General features: G+C 72.5%; 15 protein-coding genes. 7 read left to right on the forward strand and 8 right to left on the reverse strand.

Going from position 1 to position 19447, the window contains the following annotated elements; all coding sequences use genetic code 11:
• Positions 1 to 151: 151 nt before the first annotated feature.
• The 4 genes from V1258_RS05490 to V1258_RS05505 all read right to left on the reverse strand — a co-directional run bounded on the left by V1258_RS05490 (position 152) and on the right by V1258_RS05505 (position 3270).
• The gene (locus V1258_RS05490) at positions 152 to 436 is read right to left on the reverse strand and encodes a GlsB/YeaQ/YmgE family stress response membrane protein (protein WP_329746300.1); all 285 of its coding nucleotides are present in this window, start codon (positions 434 to 436) and stop codon (positions 152 to 154) included.
• 90 nt (positions 437 to 526) lie between these two features.
• Positions 527 to 1615 (reverse strand): hypothetical protein, encoded by a 1089-nt coding sequence (locus V1258_RS05495; RefSeq protein WP_329748722.1) that lies wholly within the window; start codon positions 1613 to 1615, stop codon positions 527 to 529.
• Between the two features lie 136 nt (positions 1616 to 1751).
• Complete coding sequence (locus V1258_RS05500) at positions 1752 to 2255, reverse strand: pyridoxamine 5'-phosphate oxidase family protein (RefSeq protein ID WP_329748723.1); 504 nt, start codon at positions 2253 to 2255, stop codon at positions 1752 to 1754.
• Between the two features lie 487 nt (positions 2256 to 2742).
• Positions 2743 to 3270: a Dps family protein gene (locus tag V1258_RS05505; RefSeq protein WP_329748724.1), complete on the reverse strand. Its 528-nt coding sequence runs from the start codon at positions 3268 to 3270 to the stop codon at positions 2743 to 2745.
• Positions 3271 to 3498: 228 nt separating this feature from the next.
• On the opposite strand from V1258_RS05505, the gene sbnA reads away from it, so the two are divergent.
• From sbnA to V1258_RS05520, 3 genes are read left to right on the forward strand one after another with little or no spacing between them, the layout of a single operon-like run.
• Entirely contained in the window at positions 3499 to 4599 is a 1101-nt protein-coding gene (sbnA, locus tag V1258_RS05510) for a 2,3-diaminopropionate biosynthesis protein SbnA (RefSeq protein WP_329748725.1), read from the forward strand.
• Entirely contained in the window at positions 4592 to 6418 is a 1827-nt protein-coding gene (locus tag V1258_RS05515; RefSeq protein ID WP_329748726.1) for an FAD/NAD(P)-binding protein, read from the forward strand. Before sbnA ends, V1258_RS05515 begins: the two co-directional genes overlap by 8 nt.
• Positions 6415 to 7956: a Y4yA family PLP-dependent enzyme gene (locus V1258_RS05520; protein ID WP_329748727.1), complete on the forward strand. Its 1542-nt coding sequence runs from the start codon at positions 6415 to 6417 to the stop codon at positions 7954 to 7956. Before V1258_RS05515 ends, V1258_RS05520 begins: the two co-directional genes overlap by 4 nt.
• 58 nt (positions 7957 to 8014) lie before the next feature.
• Here the strand turns inward: V1258_RS05520 and V1258_RS05525 are convergent, their stop codons facing one another.
• A complete protein-coding gene (locus tag V1258_RS05525; protein ID WP_329746306.1) occupies positions 8015 to 8614 on the reverse strand; it encodes a TetR/AcrR family transcriptional regulator in 600 nt (199 codons plus the stop codon).
• A 60-nt stretch (positions 8615 to 8674) separates the two neighbouring features.
• Here V1258_RS05525 and V1258_RS05530 point away from each other — a divergent pair, with 60 nt between their 5' ends.
• Positions 8675 to 9586, forward strand: a complete 912-nt coding sequence (locus V1258_RS05530) for an oxidoreductase (RefSeq protein WP_329748728.1) — start codon at positions 8675 to 8677, stop codon at positions 9584 to 9586.
• A 69-nt stretch (positions 9587 to 9655) separates the two neighbouring features.
• On the opposite strand, the gene V1258_RS05535 is transcribed toward V1258_RS05530, so the two are convergent.
• The 3 genes from V1258_RS05535 to V1258_RS05545 form a co-directional block, all read right to left on the reverse strand.
• Positions 9656 to 11041 carry an S-layer homology domain-containing protein gene (locus V1258_RS05535; protein ID WP_329748729.1) on the reverse strand — a complete coding sequence of 462 codons (1386 nt, stop codon included), beginning with the start codon at positions 11039 to 11041 and terminating at the stop codon, positions 9656 to 9658.
• A gap of 120 nt (positions 11042 to 11161) precedes the next feature.
• Positions 11162 to 12871, reverse strand: a complete 1710-nt coding sequence (locus tag V1258_RS05540; RefSeq protein WP_329748730.1) for a sensor histidine kinase — start codon at positions 12869 to 12871, stop codon at positions 11162 to 11164.
• A gap of 61 nt (positions 12872 to 12932) precedes the next feature.
• The gene (locus V1258_RS05545) at positions 12933 to 14069 is read right to left on the reverse strand and encodes a hypothetical protein (protein WP_329748731.1); all 1137 of its coding nucleotides are present in this window, start codon (positions 14067 to 14069) and stop codon (positions 12933 to 12935) included.
• Positions 14070 to 14202: 133 nt separating this feature from the next.
• Between V1258_RS05545 and V1258_RS05550 the strand changes: the two genes are divergently transcribed.
• Genes V1258_RS05550 through V1258_RS05560 form a run of 3 tightly spaced genes read left to right on the forward strand, consistent with a single transcriptional unit; the run spans position 14203 to position 19198 of the window.
• Entirely contained in the window at positions 14203 to 15279 is a 1077-nt protein-coding gene (locus tag V1258_RS05550; protein ID WP_329748732.1) for an AAA family ATPase, read from the forward strand.
• The gene (locus V1258_RS05555) at positions 15276 to 16538 is read left to right on the forward strand and encodes a DUF58 domain-containing protein (protein WP_329748733.1); all 1263 of its coding nucleotides are present in this window, start codon (positions 15276 to 15278) and stop codon (positions 16536 to 16538) included. Before V1258_RS05550 ends, V1258_RS05555 begins: the two co-directional genes overlap by 4 nt.
• Positions 16535 to 19198 carry a transglutaminase family protein gene (locus V1258_RS05560; RefSeq protein ID WP_329748734.1) on the forward strand — a complete coding sequence of 888 codons (2664 nt, stop codon included), beginning with the start codon at positions 16535 to 16537 and terminating at the stop codon, positions 19196 to 19198. The genes V1258_RS05555 and V1258_RS05560 overlap by 4 nt, the downstream gene beginning before the upstream one ends.
• Positions 19199 to 19447 lie beyond the last annotated feature (249 nt).

A 19447-nucleotide genomic window follows, 5' to 3' on the forward strand; every position in this document is an offset into this window, starting at 1 on the left:
CGCCCATGCACATCGGCTCGTGCGCTGGCTCCACCTCTGCGCGCTCGGAACCGACGGCATCTCGACGGATCGACGGCGGACGCAGGCCCGGGCAACGACGCGCCCCCTCTCCCTGAGGGAGAAGGGGGCGCGTCGCGGTGTACTCGACCGCTCAGCGGCGACGACCCGTGGCGAGGCCGTAGACGACCATCACGATCAGCGCGCCGATGACGGAGAGCACGATCGTCCACACGCTCCACGGGTCCGAGAAGACACCGCTGACGCCCTTGGGTCCGAAGAGCCCGCCGATGAAGCCGCCGACCAGAGCGCCCACGACGCCGAGAACGATGGTCGGGCCGATGCCCATGTGCTGCTTGCCGGGCATGATCGCGCGGGCGATCAGACCGACGACCGCGCCGATGATGAGCCACGAGATGAGAGCTCCGATGAAGCCCATGTTGATCACTCCTTGTAGGGGTGGGGAAAGGAGGGGACGTCTCGACGGCCCGCTCCGGGACCTTTCGACCCTACGGCATCCGGAGCAGGATCACGACGGTTGATGGGTTGACCCGGGCTCGCTCTCCTCGGTGTATCGGCGCTGGCGCTCACGCTGACCGTGCGTGAGGGAGCGGAGATTCGTCTCGCGGTCGAAACTCGAACCGAGGGCGCCAGCGACCACACCCATCGCCGCGCTGAGCCACGCGATGTCCAGGTAGGTCGTGAAGGTCGGTTCCTGACCGATGACCTCCCTCATGTAGTCCGGCGAGATCACGATCAGTCCACCAACCAGGATGAGGAGGACGAGAGCCGAGTAGAGGGCGGCCACGCAGACCAGCAGCGTCATGACCGTGGAGAGGTTGTACAGCAGCACGACGCGGGCCAGAGAGCTCCGCTTCGGCGAATCCCATAACACGTTGCTGAGGATCAGCCAGAGGATCATGGCGCCGATCGCGAGGGCCCCGATGCTGAGAAGCCGCGGTGTCGAGAGGAACGTGGACATCGCCCAGATCGAGCTGTAGAAGATGCCGAAGGCCCCCGTGGCGGAGGCCGCTGCCAGGGCGCTCGAGAGCCGTGGAGCGGTCTTGAGGGGCTCATTGCTGGCGACCATCCCGAGAACCATCCTGACGCCGCCGAGCGCCATGCCGGTGTGGAGAGTCGAGTGGGCTCCCGCGTCGTCGGCGTCGTTCCAGTGACGCCATGATCGGCCGAACCGCGACGGACCCCTCGGGCCAGCCGGATGCGTCATCCTGAGGATGCAGTCCATGAGGGTGTCCAGGATCCGTCGCCGGGTCGCGAACGCTCCCAGCGTCGGACACGAGATCACCGCGACGTTCTCCTCAGGGAAGATCTCCGCGATCAGAGGCCGTCCATCCGTGAGCCGGGGAAGCTCCGTCAACAGCAGTACGACGTCCGGGTGCCCGAACTCCCGCGCGATCTGCACGGCATCATCGAGGTCGAGGGAGTCATCGGGCCTCAGGCGGAGCATCGCCGTGCGGGTATGCACCTCCACCGGTGGGCGGAACTCCTCAGCCAGATACTTCTGCAGGTCATCCCTGAGGGCGTGTGCGCGTCGGGTCGGAAGCCCCGGATCCGACACCAGGAGAACGCGCACACCATCTGGCGTGTCATCTGCCATCGCTGATCTCCACCTCCCTCGGACACTTACCCCCAGTCTCTCAAGTGCTGTCGGAGGTCGTCTCCCCTGGCTCCGGCGCGCTGAGTTCCGGGAACGAGCGAGACGGGGGCAACGTCGACGGCGGCGGTCGTGCGGCTCAGAGTTCCGTCGTGCCGGTCCCGCCCGGCGCGCGCTCCTTCGTGACCATCGCCTTGACCATGTGGACTGCGCCGGCGATCCGACCACCCGGCAGGCCCCAGAACTGCGCGGACTCGGTCCTGACGAGGAGCAGGCCCAGCGTCGGATCGGTGGGGCCCTCGGGGAAGTAGCCCTCGGCGGAGTCGTCCCACAGCTCGTGCACCTTCGCCCGGTCGTTCACGAATTCGGCCGTCCCGGCGACCGACAGCCAGGACCCGGAGCGCGCGATTGAGATGTTCACCGCGTTCCCGCCCGAGAGCGCCTCCGCCTGGTCCCCGTCGAGTCCGACGAAGAACCAGACGTCCGCGTCGTCGGTGACCCCCTGGATGGTCATCGGGTGGGAGACGAGCTTGTCCCCGCCCGCGGTGGTCGTCAGCATGACGACCCGAGCTTCCCGCAACGTGGCGGCGACGTCGTGACGGGTGAGTTCCTGCGTTGTCGAGCCGTTCTCGTTGCTGGTCATGCTCGTCTCCTTCATGCGCTGGCGGAATCTACTGCTGTTCTGACCATGGCGGTGCGGGGAGGGGGCGCGCTCCCTGTCAGAGGGCATCGAACTTCTTCCGCCCCGCCCAAGCGCGTCCGGCATCGCCGCCCCACGCATCCCACGCGACACGTCCGGGCGACGGGTAGCCCTCCTCCCCGCGGCGAAAGCCCTGCGCCTCCGAGTCATGCTGGTGACGGGAGAAGTATCGCTTCATCTTCCCGACCTCTTGGTCGGTCAGGCCATCGCGAGCCGCGAGCTGGCGAGCGCGGTGGTCTCCGGTGTCCGTGAAACCTCTCCCAGCTCTTACCTCGGAGATCCACCGGACGGCCCGCTGAGCGGCGGCGGCGACGTCTCGAGGAGGCACGTGCGCGTTCAAGGTCGCTGTCCTTTCTATCCGGCACGGGGCCGGCCGGGCCACGGTCGATGCGAGCCCGCCCTCGAGGGACGGGTGGCGCCGTGAGGGACGTCAGGAGCTCGGCGTACGCGTCTCGGCGCTGATGAACCAGGCCTGCTGCTCGAGCTTCTCGATGACGCCGTGGAGGATGTCGGCCGAGGTCGGATCGGCCTCGTCAACCTCGTCGTGGACGTCGCGCATGCTGCCCACGGTCGCCTCGATCGCCGAGGTCACCAGGTCGATCGCGTCATGCGTGAGCACCTCTCCTTGCGGGAACTCGGGCAGGGAGCTCTGCTCGGCGACGACCGCCGGTCGACCGTCGGGCGTGGCGTGGAGCGCGCGCATCCGCTCGGCAACGTCATCCGCGGCCTCCCGCGCGATGTCCACGACCTCATCGAGGTTGAGGTGCAGGTCGCGGAAGTTGGGACCCACGATGTTCCAGTGGGCCTGCTTGCCTACGAGGTGCAGGGCGGTGAGCTCCACGAGCACCCGCTGCAGGTTCTTGGCGAGGGCATCGGACGCGAGGAATCCGCCCTCCGCGTTCTCGGGTCGCGTGCGTCGGGCTCCCGACGGATTCGGGACGTCAACGGTCTTGTTCATCGCGCATCTCCTTCGTCTCGATCTGGCGTCTGCGGGGACCACGGATGCCGTCCTGGGTGGCGCAGACCACAGCACGTTATCACCGGAGCATCGGTGTCGACTGCGAGGTGAGGCGCCGGGCTCGCCTGGTCCACCCGATGCTCCGGGCGCTCCGGTTGCTGACTGTAGGGTGATCAGACGCGACGAATCTCCCCTGATCGCCGCGCTCTTCGCGAGGGAGATGTTTCGATGACCGAACACGATCAGACCGTCGTGGCGCGGGCTGGGGCTGAGGACTCCGCCCCTGTCGGTCCCCATCGATCCCCGACGCCGCCCTCCACCATCGTGGAGGGAATCGGCGGGGCGATCGGGGGGACGCCGCTGGTGCGGCTCAGGTCGCTGTTCCCCGAGTCGGGCCTCGAGATCCTGGCGAAGCTCGAGTCCGTCAACCCCGGCGGCTCCACGAAGGACCGGCCCGCCCTGGGCATGGTCCGCGATGCGCTGCAGTCGGGGCGCCTGTCGCCGGGTGGCACGGTGGTGGAATCCTCGTCCGGGAATCTCGGCGTCGCGCTGGCGCGTGCCTGCCGTGCCCATGACCTGCGCTTCGTCTGCGTCCTCGACGCCCGGACCAATGCGACCACGGTGCGCACCATCGAGGCTCTCGGCGGAGAGGTCTCCATGGTCTCGGAGCCCGATCCGGAGACCGGGGACCTGCTCACGGCGCGCTTTCACCGGGTCGAGCAGCTCCTCGAGGAGATCCCCGGCGCGGTCAATCTGTACCAGTACGGCAATCCCGCGAACCCGCGCGCCCACTACGAGGGGACCATGCGGGAGATCGCGGAGGCGACCGGCGGAGACGTGGACGTGCTGATGGCGGCCGTCTCCACGACGGGCACGATCGGCGGCTGCTCCGCGTACATCCGGGACCATTCCCTGGCGACGCGCACCGTGGCGGTCGATGCGGTGGGGTCCGTGCTCTTCGGGGGGAAGGCGGCCCCGCGCCCCCTGCCCGGAATGGGTGCGGGACTGGTCACCGACCTCTCGAGGCAGGTCGAGCCCGACCAGGTCATCCGCGTCTCCGCTCTCGACAGCGTGGTGGGCGCCCGGCATCTGGCACGCAGCGAGGGCATCCTCGCGGGAGCATCGACCGGGGGGATCGTCTACGCCCTCGGCGGCCTGGTGCCCACGCTCGAGGCCGGATCCCGCGTCGTCCTCATCGTGCACGACGGCGGCGTCCCCTACCTCGACACGGTTTACGACGATGCCTGGACGCTGAAGACTCTGGGGGCCGACGGGCAGCGGATCCGCCGGGGGATCGATGACCTGCGCAGGACCGCACGTCGTGACTGACGGACGTCGGCTCGCGGAGCCCCGGCCGGCTCTGCGGATCGCCGTGGTGGGGGCCGGGCCGAAGGCGCTCTACGCCCTGGAGGAGCTCACCGCGCAGCTGGCGTCTCAGGCAGGCTCCGAGGTCGCGGTGCCGGGCGGTCTGGAGGTGACGGTGATCGATGACGTGCGCACCCCCGGGACGGGCTCGGCCTACGACCCCCGGCAGCCCCATCATCTGCGGCTGAACGTCACGGCGGCGATCCTGGACGAGCCGGCGACCGGAGACTTCCCGGCGTTCAGCGACTGGGTCGCCGGCCCCTATCCGGATCTGGCCTCGGACCCCTTCCCCCCGCGGGCGGTGGTGGGCGAGTACCTGGCCCAGCGATGGCAGCGCATGGAACGGGGCCTCTCCCGGCACGCGGGTCTGCACCGGATATCGGCACGCGTCAGCGACCTCGAGCGCCGGGAGACCGGATGGCGCCTCGTGGCCGGGACGGATCACGTCGACGAGGTGGACGAGGTGCTGCTGGCCACCGGGCATGCCTCCGCGCACCCGGGGGCGCTGAGCCGGAGCTGGACCTCCCGCACCCCGTTGATCCCCGCCGTGCTCCCGACCGAGGAGATGCTCTCGCTCGACCGCGTTCCGCCCGGCTCCCGCGTGGCCGTGAGAGGAGCGGCGTTGACCTTCCTCGACGCCTGCCTGACCCTCACGGAGGCGCGGGGCACGGTCTTCACGGAGGTCGGCGGGCGAGCACCGCGGCTCGCGATCGCGCGCGGGGGGCGGGAACCGGCCGTGATCCGCCCCGTCTCCCGGGAGGGGCTGCTGCTGGACTCGAAGCCGGACCCGGGCTCGACTCTCCCCGACGGCGCGGAGCGAGCGGCCGCCCGTGCCCGCGCCCGACTCGCCTCCGCACAGCGGCGAGGACCCGGCGCCGACACGGACACGGGCAGGCCCGAGGCTCCCGGACGCGCCGGGGTCGGCCCGGATGACGTCCTGGAGATCGTGGTCGACGCCGCGACCGCCATGCTCGGCGACGCTGCTCGCGACGAGGTCGAGCACACCCTGCTCACCGGAGCGGAACCCGATCTCCCGCGAGGAAGCGGTCGGGCCGTGACCGCTCTGCGTCGCAGCGTCGAGATCGCCCAGGGAACCCGGCCCCCTGGACCCGCGTGGGCGCTAGGCCGGATGTGGCAGACCCTCTATCCGGAGATCTCGCACAGTCTGCGGGGCACCGAGGCGCCCGAGGACGAATGGCGGCGCCTTCACCGCTCCGCGCGGACGCTCGAACGGTTCGCCTTCGGGCCCCCGCTCGTCTCCGCGCGCAAGCTCCTGGCCCTGATCGATGGCGGGCTGGTGGACCTCAGCTGGATGGATGCCGGCACCCGCATCGACGGCAGCGGGGTGCACGGCGCACCGCACGGACCTGCGCAGTGCACCGCGAAATGCGTGGAGCGGGGGAGGGAGGTCGACGTGGTGATCGACGCGGTGCTCGCGCCGCCCGGGGTCACGCAGGTGGACGATGAGCTGATCACCGCACTGCGGCGCCGCGGGCTGGTGCGGACGCGCCCCGGTCGACGGGGTGCACGGACCGACGAGGCCGGATCCGTCGAGGCCTCCGTCTCCGCCACCGGTGCCCCCGCGAGCGGGTCACCGGGACTGGCGCTCATCGGACGCCCCACCGAGGACCACGTCATCGGCAATGACACGCTGAACCGGCACCTGCACGACGACGCGCACCGCTGGGCGCTGCGGATCATGGAGAGACTCCGCGCCCCCGGTCCGCGAGACCTCCTCCCGGATGCCCGGGCCGTCGCTGACAACCGGAAGGACCCTGCGTGAACCACGAGACCGCCCTGCGGAGCGCCTGCCACGGCGATCCGCCGCTCTCCGCCCGGCTCGAGCCCTGGATGCGCGAGCTGCTGGCGGACCCCGCCGCGTGCAGGGAGCTCCTCGAGGAGTTCGGGAGCCCGCTGAACGTCCACGACTTCACCGCGCTCCCGCGCAACGCCCGGGACCTCACGTCCGTGGCGGAGGCGCAGGGCGTGGACTTCCGCATCTTCGTCGCCCGCAAGGCGAACAAGACGCTCGGCCTCGTCAGGGCGGCCCACCGCGCCGGACTGGGCCTGGACGTCGGCAGCGAGCGTGAGCTGCGCCAGGTGCTGGACGCCGGGTTGCCGCCGCAGGACGTCGTGGTCACAGCCGCTATCAAGCCCGATCCGCTGCTGCGCCTCGTGCTCGAGTCGCGCTCCCTGCTCGTCCTGGACAACCTCGACGAGGTCGCCGCCGCGCGCCGCCTCGCGGACGAGCTCGCGCCGCCTGCTCAGGGCGGCGTCGGCGAGGGAGCCGTCGAGCCCTTCCCCGTCGCACTGCGCCTGGCGCCTCGTCCCACGGACCTGATCCCGGCCACGCGGTTCGGGGAATCCGCCGAGACCTGGCTGCACCTCATCGATGCGGGCGGAATCGGCCCTCGGCTCGAGGTCCAGGGCGTGCACTTCCATCTGCACGGCTACGACCCGGCTGCTCGAGCCGAGGCGGTCGGGGAGGCGCTGGAGTTGATCGACAGCCTTCGTCACCGCGGGCTGGCCATGCACGACGCCTTCGTCGACATCGGCGGCGGCGTGCCCATGAGCTATCTCGAGTCCGCTGAGGAGTGGGAGGCGTTCTGGACCGCCCACGACGCAGGCACGGCGGCGTCGGCTCCTCCGTCGGCGCCCTCCCCGCACGCGCTGCGCAGCAGCGGGGAACCGCGCGAGTCCCCGGTGTGGAGGGGTGAGCCGCTGCGCCAGGTGTACCCGTACCACCAGCGCACCCTCCGCGGCGGCTGGTTGGAGGCCGTGCTGGGTCAGGAGATCCGTCCCGGCACGACGGCCGGACGCGCGCTGCGGGATCGGCGGGTGCAGCTGCGCTGCGAGCCCGGCAGGTCCATGCTGGACGGCTGCGGCCTCACGCTCGCCCGCGTCATCCAGCGCACCAGCACCAGCGATGGCGTCCCGCTGGTGGGGCTCGAGATGAACCGCACCCAGTGCCGGTCCACCTCCGATGACTTCCTCGTGGACCCGGTGCTGGTCCGTGCCGGCATCGACCGATCAGAACCCCTCGCGGGCTACCTCGTGGGTGCCTACTGCATCGAGGCGGAGCTGATCCTGCGCAGACGGCTCGTGTTCCCCCAGGGAGTCGCCGTGGGGGATGTGATCGCTCTGCCCAACACCGCCGGTTACCTGATGCACATCCTCGAGAGCGCCTCCCACCAGATCCCTCTCGCCTCGAACGTCGAGCGCATGCCCGCCGAGGAGGGAGTCGCCGGAGAAGTGCGCGGCGTCGTCCGCGACGAGATCGACCTCGTGGCCCCCATGCGGCCGTGGAGGGCCGGTCCCTGAGCGCCGGGCCGCCGTGCTCGGCGAGGACACGTGGCGTCTCCTCGGACGAGGGGCGCGCTCAGCCCGCCGCGCACCCGAGCAGGAACTGCTCCACCGCCTGATCGGTGAGCTCCTCGAGCAGCTCCGGCTCGACCATGCCGCCGTTGATCATCGTCGCGATGCCCTGCAACGAGGCGACCAGCACGATGCCGCCGCGGGCACGGTCGGTGAGGTCCAGGGCGCCGGTCTCCCTGCCCTGCTCGATGACCTCGTCGAGCGAGGAGAAGGCGTTGCGCGCCGAGGCCCGCACCTCCTCGGCGCCCTCGCGGTGCTTGCTCGAGAACATCAGCTCGAGCAGCGCGGCGTCCCGCGTCGCGAAGCGCACGAAGGCGTGGGCGAGGGCGCGCAGGCGGGAGGGGAAGTCCGCATCGGCCCTCTCGACGGCGGCGGTGACCTGCGCGCCGAGCCGCTCGAAGCCGGTGATCGCGAGGGCGTCCAGCAGGGCCTGGCGGTCGGCGAAGTGTCGCCGCGGCGCCGCATGGCTCACCCCGGCCTGGCGCGCCAGCTCCCGCAGGGACAGCTCCTCCTGGCCCTGACCGCGCAGGGTCTCCTCGGCGGCGCGGAGCAGGGTGTCGCGCAGGCTGCCGTGGTGGTAGGGGCGCTCGGCGGTGTCGGTCACGCCTGGATCCTACCTATGTTTCCGTTGACAACACAGTTGTCGCTGTCTACATTGTGGTCCATGGCAACATTCACCGCCGATTCGCTCCCCGATCTGACCGGACGCACCGCCATCGTCACCGGGGCCAACACCGGCCTCGGCAAGTCCACCGCCCACCAGCTCGCCGCCCACGGCGCGAAGGTGATCCTCGCCGTCCGCGACGTGCGCAAGGGGATCTTCGCCGCCTCGACCATGACCGGGGACGTCGAGGTGCGCCGCCTCGACCTCGCCGACCTCGCCTCGATCGAGATATTCGCCGGCGGCGTCGACCGTCCCGTCGACCTGCTCATCAACAACGCCGGGCTCATGACCCCGCCGCTCGGCCGCACCGCCGACGGCTTCGAGCTGCAGCTCGGCACCAATCACCTGGGCCACTTCGCGCTCACCGGTCGGCTGCTCCCGCGGATCACCGGTCGCGTGGTCACGGTGTCCTCGATCGCGCACCGCTCCGGCGCGATCAACCTCCACGACCCCAACTGGGAGCGGCGCGAGTACCGTCGCTTCCCCGCCTACGCGCAGTCCAAGCTCGCGAACCTGCTGTTCACCGCCGAGCTGCAGCGCCGACTGGTCGCGGCTGGCTCCGAAGTGCTCTCGATGGCCGCCCATCCCGGTCTCGCGGGCACCGATCTGCTGCGCCGGGACCGGCGCGGCGGGATCGTCTCCGCCGTGGAGCAGCGGCTGATCTCGTGGGTCGGTCAGGACGCCGACGCCGGGGCGCTGCCCACCCTCCGCGCCGCCGTGGACCCGGACCTCCCGGGCGACAGCTTCGTGGGGCCGACGGGTCGCTTCGGCACCCGCGGCGAGCCCGGCCTCGTCGAGCGCTCCGACCGCGCCCGCGACACCGAGATGGCGCGGTTGCTCTGGGAGGCCTCCGAGGAGCTGACCGGGGTGCGCTTCGACCTGCGGGCTCCTGCCGCGGCGGCCTCCGCCTGAAACGCAGCGGCGCCCCGCCCAGCTGGTTGCTGGACGGGGCGCCGCATCGTGTCGGCCGCCGCGTGCTGATCAGTACGCCGCGTCGTACCGATGCAGGAATGCCGCCATGGCGTCGCGCTTGACGGACTGCAGCGGGCGGTAGGTGCGGTCGGACCAGCCGGTGGAGATGCCCTGGGTCTTCATCCAGCACATCTCCTTCGCGAACTGTTGGGTGCGGGAGACGTCCCGGAAGCAGGAGCTCGAGGCGGCGGCGGTCGTGGGCTCGCCCGCGAAGCGGTAGAGGAACGCGGCCATCGCGTCGCGGTTGATCGGCGTGGTGGGTCGGAACTCGCGCTTGCCGTTCACGGTCCAGCCGGTGGTGATGCCCTCCTGGTACGCCCAGATGATCGCCGTGTAGTGCTCCTGGCCCGGCTTCACATCCGCGAACGGGGAGGACTTCGGCAGCGTCACCTTCGGGGATCCGGCCATGCGGTAGAGGAACGCCGCCATCGCGTCCCGGTTCACCGGGGCGAGGGGCCGGTACTCGTACCCGCCGGAGACCTTCCAGCCGGTGGAGATCTTCTCGTCCGCCATCCACTTCATGTGCTCGTAATGCTCCTGGCCGGGCTTCACGTCCAGGAAGGGGCTGGTGGTGGCCGGGAAGGTGACCGTCCAGGAGGTCTGGTCCCAGTGGTACGCCGCCTGGGGGTCGATGATCTCGATGTCGATCGTGATCGTGCCCGTCGCCCGGTAGGTGCCGGCCGGCGTCTCCACGTCGTCGACGTAGTAGGCGATCCGCGGATCGTCCGGGATCGTGAAGGTGCCGGCGGCCAAGTCGAAGGTCGGCTCCTGGAGGGAGTAGCCGACGATCGGCGTGAACGCGATCCCGAGGGCATCCACGACCGGGTACGCCTCCTCGTCGGTGGCGACGACGTACAGCCACAGCTCGTCCACGTCGGCGGGCACGGTGGTGACGCCGGGCTCGAGCGGGTCGCCCTCCTCGGGGTAGAAGTCGACGCGCGGATCATCCGGAACGGTGACGGTGCGGGCCCCCACGTCGACGCGCGGCAGGGGAGCGGCCACATGCGTCCAGCCCGGCTCGAGCTCGCTCACGTCGATCGACCAGGCGTAGGTCCCGACCATCGAGGAGCCCGGGGCGGGCAGCGCCACGACGGTGGCCCAGTCCTCCAGCTCGTGCACGCCCGGGGTCAGGTAGTAGCCGTCGTCGTCGATGTAGCGCAGCCCGGCGACGTCCGGGATGGTGTAGGTCCGGTCCTCGAGGTCGATCACCGGCGCGACCGGGACGATCGGGGCGGCGACCGTGGCGCGCAGCGCGATGCCGTCCGTCGGGGTCGAGGAGCTCTCAGCGGCACCGACACCGGCGTCGGGACCGTCGGCGCTCGCCACGGCGGCACCGGTGAGGAGGAGCGGCGCGACCAGGGTCAGGGTCGCGGCGCGGCGGAGGAGGGCGTTCACGTATCACCTCAGAGAAGGAAAGGCCCGGCGGGATGAGCGGAGCATAACCGCACGCACCGACGTCTGAGGCAGATGTCTGAAAGTCGCCTTCACCTGGAGGGATCCGTCGTTCCTGACCCCTCAGCCGCCGAGCTCCATCGCGCCGGTGCGCGTGCCCGGCTCGGGGGGCTGCTCGAGCATGATCCCCTCCTCGAAGGGGATCCACAGCGTGAACAGCGAGCCCTCGTCGGCCTTCGAGCGGACCGACAGCTGGCCGCCGTGGTCCAGCACAACCTGGCGCGTGTGCGCGAGGCCGATGCCGTGCCCGGGGATGTGCTGCTCCCTCGAGGTGCCCGTGCGGTAGTACCGGGTGAACAGCTTGGACTGCTCCGAGGGCGTCATCCCGATGCCGGTGTCCCGCACGGAGACCGCCACCGCTCCGTCCACGTCGCGGGCCCGCACCGTGATCGTCCCGCCGCGCGGGGTGTACTTCACCGCGTTGGAGAGCAGGTTGTTCAGCGCCTGCACCATCAGGTCCCGGTTCATCGGCACCGGCCGTGTCTCCTGCACGTGCCGCTCCAGGGTCAGTCCCGCCCCCGCGATCGCGGGGCCGAGGGAGTCGCAGGCCTCGTCCACCAGATCACTGAGCCGCAGCGGCGTGCGCTCGATCGGGGCGCGGGCTGTGCGCTGCACATGCGTGAACAGCAGCGTCTCCACCAGCTGCTGCAGCTGGTCGGCGCTGCGACTCGCGATCTGGAGGTAGTGGGCGGTGTCCTCCGCGAGGGCCTCGTCATCCTGGGCCAGCTCGAGGAAGCCGATCACCGAGGTCAGCGGGGTGCGGAGCTCGTGGGACACGGTCGCCACGAACTGCTCCTGCGCGGAGACGGACTCGTACAGCTCGGTGACGTCGGAGAACACCACCACCGCGCCGTCGGAGTGGCCGAGATGGTCGGTGATCTGCCGGGCCGAGGCCGAGAGCTTGAGGCTGTCCCCGTCGGGACCCACGGCGATGACGTAGTTCGAGAAGCTCTCCCCGGCGATGGCCCGCGCCACCGGCCGACGGTCCAGCGGGATCTCCCGCGTGGTCCCCGGGAAGCGCAGCAGCAGGTCCCGCTCCTGGGTGCTCGCCGCTCCGGACAGTTGTTGCGCGCGGAGGCCCTGTTCGATCATCGCCGGGTTCTGCGTCTCGAAGGTTCCGTCGCGGTCGACCACCACCACGGCCAGGTCGATGCTGTTCAAGACGGCCTCGAGCTGCGACTCCTGCGCCGCGCTGGCCTCGAGCAGCTGGGTCTGGATGGTCAGCGCGTGCCGGGCTCGTGCGGACTCGCGGTCGATCGAGGTCAGCGCGCCCAGCACCAGCAGGCCCATCCCCAGCACGGTCGTCGGCAGCAGCAGCGAGCTGACCACCGCGAGCGACCCGTCGAGCGGCACGTTCCGCACCATCGCCGGGACCGAGAACAGCAGCGTCACCAGGAGCGTGGACAGCCACACCCCGCGGGCGCGCAACGTGCCGACGAGCCACAGGGTCGGCACGAACACCAGCAGCGAGAACGCGATGGTCACGTCGCGCATGCTGTCCCGCAGCAGCGCCACCAGCACCACGTCCAGCAGCGGCACCGCCGCGACCGCCGTCGCGGGCAGTCGAGCCCAGGGCACGCAGACCGCGAGCACGGTCGTCCCCAGCAGCATCGCGAGGCCCGCCAGGAACTCGTACAGGGCCAGCTTCTCCGCGGCAGAGAGCCACACGGTCACCGCGAAGAGCAGGGTGAAGGTGCCGAAGAACAGCTGCTTCCACGTCGCGCCGCCCGTCGGCCGCACGATGAGGGCGAGGACGTCCTGCACACGGGTCATGGGCACAGTGTGGATCCTGCAGGGGGGTCCGTGCGCGATTGGACGAACATCGCGCGGCGGATCAGCGGCTTAGACGGGCCCGGGCCCACAGTGCCGCCCCTCCGGCGCCAAGGGCGAGCAGCGCGGCGGCCACGACGGGGCCGACGGGGAAGCCGGTGGCGGCGAGATCCTCGCGCGGGGCGTCCTGTTGCGCGTCGTCGGAGCTCTCGGGGGAGGTGGTGGGGATCGCGGGGGAGGGCCCCGTGAGGACGATGTCCTCGCCGTCGGCGGTGCCGTCCCCGGTGCTGTCGGATTCCTCGGCGGGCTCGTCCTCGGTCGTGCCGTCCGCGGACGCGCCGTCCTCGGCGGAGTTGTCGGAGGAGTCGGAGCCGTCCTCGGTCGTGCCGTCCTCGTCGACGCCGGCCTCGGCCGAGCCGTCCTGGTCGGCCAGTCCGGAATCGGCGCCGGCGTCGGACCCGTCCACGCCGCTCTCGTCCGTGCCGTCGCCAGCTTCGGCGGAGTCGTCCTCGCCTTCGGCGGAGTCGTCCCCGCCCTGCGAGTCCTCCTCGTCCGACGGGGGAACGGCCGAGTCATCGTCGGAGTCAGAGCCGTCGTCGGTGCCGGAGTCGTCGGTGCCGTCATCGCCCGGGGTCTCCCCGTCCGACGGATCGTCCTCGCCCGGCATCGGTTCCACCGGATCGGTCGGCTCGGCAGGCTCGGTGGGGTCCGACGGATCCGTCGGCTCCGCGGGCTCGGTCGGCTCTGCGGGCTCGGTCGGCTCCTCGCTGCCGTCCGTCCCGTCCCCGTCGCCGTCGTCCTCCACGGGCGCGGCCACGAACTGGGCCGTCTCCTGGATCCCGTCCACCTCGACCATCACCGTGTACTCGCCGGCGGCCGCCGCGGTCACGGACGCGACCACGGTCCCGGACTCGTCGCTGGTCACGGACTGCGTCGTGTTGCCGTCCGGACCGATCAGGGTCAGCAGGCCCTCGCTGCGCGGCGTGAAGCACACGCCCTCGACGGCGAGGGTGCCGCCCACCTCGGCGGTGGATGCGCTCACGCTCAGCTGCGCGCCCTGGCACACCGCCGGCGGTGCGGCCGGTGCGGGACCCTCCGCCGACGCCGGTGCGGCGACCCCGGTCAGGGCGGCGACGGCGCAGGTCAGCGAGAGGGCGAGGCCTGCGCCGAGTCGGGCGGCGGGCAGGCGGCGGGCTGTCACAGGAAGACTCCTCGGGAAACAGAAAGGACCAGTCATACTCTAGGGGAGCCCAGCGCGCCGGGGGTCCGAAGCCGTTCATGGTCGGGCAAAGCCTTCGTGCGCACCTCGCGGCGGAGATCCGGAGGAGCCTGCGATGACCCAGCCCACCCCGTCGGAGCCCACCCCGTCGGAGCCCAACCCGTCGGCTGCCGGCGCCCCCGCCGCCCCGACGGCCCGCCGCCGCGCCGGGAGGGAGTCGTCGGCCCTCACCGAGGCGGACGCCCGCGAGATCGCCACCACCGCCCAGGCGGTCATGGACGAGATCGCGACCGTCGTGGAGGGCAAGCCCGAGGTCACGCGCCTGGCCCTGCTGGTGCTGCTGGCCGGTGGCCACCTCCTCGTCGAGGACATCCCCGGCGTCGGCAAGACGATGCTCGCCAAGTCCCTCGCCGCGGCCCTCGGCGCCGAGCGGCACCGCATCCAGTTCACCCCCGACCTCCTTCCCGGCGACGTCACCGGCGCGAGCGTCTTCAACCAGGCGACCAGCCAGTTCGAGTTCCGGCCCGGCGCCGTCTTCACCCAGGTGCTGCTGGCCGACGAGATCAACCGCGCCTCCCCGAAGACCCAGTCCGCGCTCCTCGAGGCGATGGAGGAGCGGCAGGTCAGCGTCGACGGAACCACCTACGCGCTGGCCGAGCCGTTCATGGTGGTCGCCACCGCGAACCCCGTGGAGATGGAGGGCACCTACCGGCTGCCCGAGGCGCAGCGCGACCGCTTCCTCGCGCAGACCTCCATGGGCTACCCGCTGCGCTCCGCCGAGACCCGCATGCTCGGCGTCCAGGCCGGGCCCGTAGCCGACGGCGACCGCGAGGTGATCGACGCGCTCCGCGCCCGCACCAGCCCCGAGGTCATCGCCGCCCACGTGCGGGCCGTCCGCCGGATCCACGCCGCCCCGCCGCTGCTCGAGTACGTGGTCCGCCTCGCCGACGCCACCCGCCGCCACCCCCAGGTCACCCTCGGCGCCTCGCCCCGTGCGGCCGTGCACCTGGTCCGCGCCGCGAAGGCCAACGCCGCCCTCGACGGCCGGGTCTTCGTCGAACCGGCCGACGTCCGCTCGGTGATCTTCCCCGTGTGGCGCCATCGCCTCCACCTGACCCCGCAGGCCCTGTCCCGCGGCGCGAGCGCGGGGGAGCTGCTCGACCAGGTCCTCTCCGACACCCCGCAGTGGTGAGCGCCCGGCCGGGGACGGTGCTGCGCCCCACCGCCCGGGGCGTGCTCCTCGCCGTCCTCGCCGTCGTCTGCTGGCTCCTCGCCGACCTCACGAACCTCGTGCCGCTGCGCTCGGTCGCCGCGGCGCTGCTCCTGCTGCTCCTGCTCGGCGCCGCGGCGATCCTCCTGGCTGGGACGGGGCTGCGCCTCCGCCGACGGGTGCTCGACGACGCCGTCGCCGTCGGCGGCCGCGCCCGCGTGCAGATCGAGCTGACCGGCCGGCCGCTCCTGCCGCTGGGCCGCGGGATCCTCCGCGAGCACCTCCCCGAGGCGCTCGGCGGCGAGCGCGACCTGCCTCTGCAGAACCGCATGCCGCACGCCCTCACCGTCGGCCGCCGCGGCGCGCACCGCCTCGGTCCCTGCTCTCTGCTGCTCCGCGACCTCTTCGGCCTCTTCCAGCTCCGCCGCACCTCGACCGACGCCCTGCGCATCACCGGCGTCCCCGTCATCACCGCGCTCACACCCCTCGCCGCGCGGACCGCCGGCCTGGGCGGTCGCGCCGACCAGGGCGCCGGGATCGGCGTCGGCGAGATCGGCCCGATCGCCCGCCCCTACGTCGCCGGGGACGACATCCGCCGCATCCACTGGCGGGCCAGCGCTCGCTCCGGCCAGCTGATGACCCGTGAGGACGAGCCCGTCAGCGGGCGCAGCGCCATGGTCGTCCTGGACACCACCTCGCGGCCCGGCATGACGCCCGCGGTCGAGGACCGCCTCGTCTCCCATGCGGCGACCCTCCTGGACGTGCTCGGCGCCCACGGCTGGGAGGTGCGGATCCTCGACGCCTCGGGCGACGAGATCACCCGCACCGGCCGCCGCCGCGGGCTCGAGTCCGCCTCGCCGCTCGGCGGGGAGGCCGACGCCCTCGAGCTGCGCGCGGGCCTGCTCGCGCTCGCCGAGGTCGACTTCGACGACGAGCCGGCCCGTGTGGGCCACGACCACGCCGCGGGCCTGACCTCCCTCGCCCTGGCACTCGGCCTCGACGACGGCGAGCCCTTCGCAGGCCTGGACCTCGACCGCTTCGCGGGCCGCTCGAGCCACCGCACCGCGCTCGCCCTGCGGTCCGATCCGGCAGCCCCTGCCGCGCCCGCGCCCCCGTCGGCGGCCGTGCCCCCGTCGGCCCCCACCCGGCGCCGGCTCGGTGCCTGGACGCTCGTGACCGGCACCCTCGCGCACAGCCTCGACGACCTCCTCACCGCCCCCGAGCCAGGGAGTCCCGCATGAGCCGCCTCATCGGCCGACCCGCCCCGACCGGCGGGCACCTCGTGGCCCGCTCCCTGCTCCTCCTCGCCGCCGTGCTGCTCGCCTCGACCCCGCTGTCCCTGCTGCTGGACGGCAGCGCCTGGCTGCAGCTGACCGCGGCGGCCGCGGGCATCGTCATCGTCTCCGGCATGGTGCTGCGGATGCTCGTGCCCCGGCCCGCGCTCGTGCCCGTGCTGCAGCTGGCGGTGGTCGCGCTGCTGGTGCTCGTGATGGAGCTCAGCCAGGGGCTCGTGAGCCTCTCCGACCTGCCGCTGCGGATCCTCACCGCCCAGGCCGACATCCTCCCCGCCGCCGCCGCGGACCTCACCGCCTCCATGGCCCCGGTGGTGCTCGGCGCCCGCGCCACGGTGCTGGTGGTGCTGCTGCTGGCCCTCGGCGCGCTCGTGCTCGACCTGGTCTACGTGGACCTCGGCTGGCACACCCCGGTGGGCCTCGCGCTGCTCGGCACGATTCTGCTGCCCGCCCTGCAGGTCCCCACTGGCGGCGGCTGGCTGACCGTCGCCGGGCCGGTCCTCGCCGCCGCGCTCATCCTCGGCACCCGCACGCTCCACCCCGATCCGGTGCCTGGTCGCGCGTCCGGCTCCGACGCTGCGGCCGACGCCCTCCACCCCGCCGCCTCGGCCCCGCGCCCGCCGGGCACGCTGACCGCCCCCGTCGGCCCCGGCGCCGTGACCGCGATCGCCGCCGTGCTCGTCGCCGCCCTCGCCCTGCCGCTCGGCGCGGCCCTCCCGCAGCTCGTCGCCCCCCGCATGGCGCTGTCGATGGACCTCGTGAACCAGTGGCAGAACCGGGACCTGCCGCGGCTCGGCCCCGTGATGATCGACGACGACGTCTCCGTGCGCCGCACCCTGCTCGACCAGGGCAACACCGAGGTGCTGCGCTACACCACCGACGCCGCCCCGCCCGGCTACCTGCGCGTGCGCACCCTGAACAGCTTCGACGGGGAGACCTTCCGGGCCACCGGTGCGGGGGAGGAGCTGGACGTCGGCGCGACCGTCTTCTCCGACGCGCGCGCCGACGGCACCCTCCTCGGCGGGACCGGCGCGGAGACCGCCAGCACCCGGATCGAGGTGCTCGAGTACTACGGCGACCGGCTCCCCGTGCCCGCCAACATCCGATCCCTCGAGACCGCCGAGCCGTCCCTCGCCGAGGCCCTCACGCTGCGCGCGACCCCGGGCGAGGTCGACTCCTCCGCGCTGCGCGCGGGGCTCGTGGGGCTCGAGTACACCGTCACCAGCGAGGACGACGGCGCCACCGCTGACGAGCTGCGCGCCGTCGACCCCGCCGTCCTCGCCCAGCCGCTCGACGCCGGCTACACCGATGCGTCCGAGGTGCCGGAGGTCGCCGTCGACCTCGCCGACCAGATCGCCGCCGACGCCGGGGCGGAGACCGCCTTCGACACCGCCCTCGCCTACCAGGAGTACTTCCGCGGCTTCCGCTACTCGCTGACCGTGCAGACCCCCGCCGGCGAGGACCCCCTCGAGAGCTTCCTCGCCGATCGCATCGGCTACTGCGAGCAGTTCGCGAGCGTGTTCGCGCTGATGATGACCTCGCAGGGCTACCCGACGCGGGTGGTCATCGGCTTCACCGCCGGCAGTCAGAGCGCCGACGGGTGGACCGTGCGGTCCTCGAACGCGCACGCCTGGCCCGAGGTGTGGTTCGGCCCCGAGCACGGCTGGGTGCGCTTCGAGCCGACACCCTCCGCCGCCGCGAACGGCGTCACCGAGCCCGGCTTCGAGGAGTCGGCGACGGGCGGCGGGGCGAGCGAGCCGACTGCCCCGGTGGAGGACACGCCCACCGAGGAGACCCCGAGCGAGACCCCGTCGGCGGAGGAGACCGAGAGCGCGGAGCCCACCGAGTCCGCGGCCACGGCCTCCGACGGCGGCGGCGCCCTCCTGACCCCCGAGAACGCCGACCGGGTCGAGGGTGGGCTGTTGCTCACGCTGACCCTCGCCGCGCTCGGCGCGACCGCCGCGGTGGGCGGCGTGGTGCTGCTGCGCCGCCGACGGATGCGTCGCCGTGACGGCCGCTGGGCCGCCTTCCTCGAGCGGGCCGGGGGAGTGGGGACTGGTGGGGTTTGGGCCGGGACTGGCGGTGGCTCGGGAGGTGGTGGTGCCGCCGCGATCGAGACGGAGCGGCTGCGTCGCGGGGCGGGACGGATGGCGTGGAGCGAGGTGTCCTGGGAGCTGCGGGTCCGCACCCGGGTGATGCGGCTGCTGGGCTGGACCGGGGCCTGGGGGAAACCGCCGCGGCCGCTCGAGCTGGACCGCGCCCTCCCGCCCCGCGAGGCCCTCGCGGACCTCCTCGACCAGATCGCCGCCGGGGACCAGGAAGTCACCGCCGAGCACCGCGCCGCCGCCGACCGCATCGCCGCAGCCCACACCGCCGCCCGCTACGCCGCCCCGCTCCCGGAGCCGGGGGATGCTGGGGCGGAGGAGGCTGGGGTGGCTGAGGCGGTGGCTGGTGAAGGGGCTGATGGGGCGGCTGCTGCGGCGGCGGCGAGCACGGATGTCGCCTCGGCTCCTGACCCGGAGGCGGGTTCGGGCGGCGCCCCGCCCACCCAGCACCCCCTCCGCGACGACGCCGACCTCCTCATCGCCCTCATCCGCCGAGCCCGCTGACCCCGCCGACCCTGCGGACTGGAACTCCGCGCCAGGCGTGGCCTCAACGCCCCACAGGGCTCGAGCTCACGCCAGGCGCGGAGTTTCAGCAGGATGGCCGGGACAGGCAGCTTCGGCCGGGCCCCACTGAGCCCCGGCCCCGACCCGGCCCGCGCCGCGCAGTGGCCCGGGAGGTCGACAGTGTCGGGGGGGGGGGGGGTAGAAACGATCCGCGGCGTCTTTCCGATCTAAGGTGGAGGAAGGCGCAAC

The sequence above is a fragment of the Brachybacterium sp. J153 genome, assembly GCF_036311905.1.
Classification (GTDB): Bacteria; Actinomycetota; Actinomycetes; order Actinomycetales; family Dermabacteraceae; genus Brachybacterium.

Coding starts and splice junctions, on each gene's coding strand:
- V1258_RS05490 (WP_329746300.1), bottom strand. CDS start 436: ATGGGCTTCATCGGAGCTCTCATCTCGTGGCTCATCATCGGCGCGGTC.
- V1258_RS05495 (WP_329748722.1), bottom strand. CDS start 1,615: ATGGCAGATGACACGCCAGATGGTGTGCGCGTTCTCCTGGTGTCGGAT.
- V1258_RS05500 (WP_329748723.1), bottom strand. CDS start 2,255: ATGACCAGCAACGAGAACGGCTCGACAACGCAGGAACTCACCCGTCAC.
- V1258_RS05505 (WP_329748724.1), bottom strand. CDS start 3,270: ATGAACAAGACCGTTGACGTCCCGAATCCGTCGGGAGCCCGACGCACG.
- sbnA (WP_329748725.1), top strand. CDS start 3,499: ATGACCGAACACGATCAGACCGTCGTGGCGCGGGCTGGGGCTGAGGAC.
- V1258_RS05530 (WP_329748728.1), top strand. CDS start 8,675: ATGGCAACATTCACCGCCGATTCGCTCCCCGATCTGACCGGACGCACC.
- V1258_RS05540 (WP_329748730.1), bottom strand. CDS start 12,871: ATGACCCGTGTGCAGGACGTCCTCGCCCTCATCGTGCGGCCGACGGGC.
- V1258_RS05550 (WP_329748732.1), top strand. CDS start 14,203: ATGACCCAGCCCACCCCGTCGGAGCCCACCCCGTCGGAGCCCAACCCG.
- V1258_RS05560 (WP_329748734.1), top strand. CDS start 16,535: ATGAGCCGCCTCATCGGCCGACCCGCCCCGACCGGCGGGCACCTCGTG.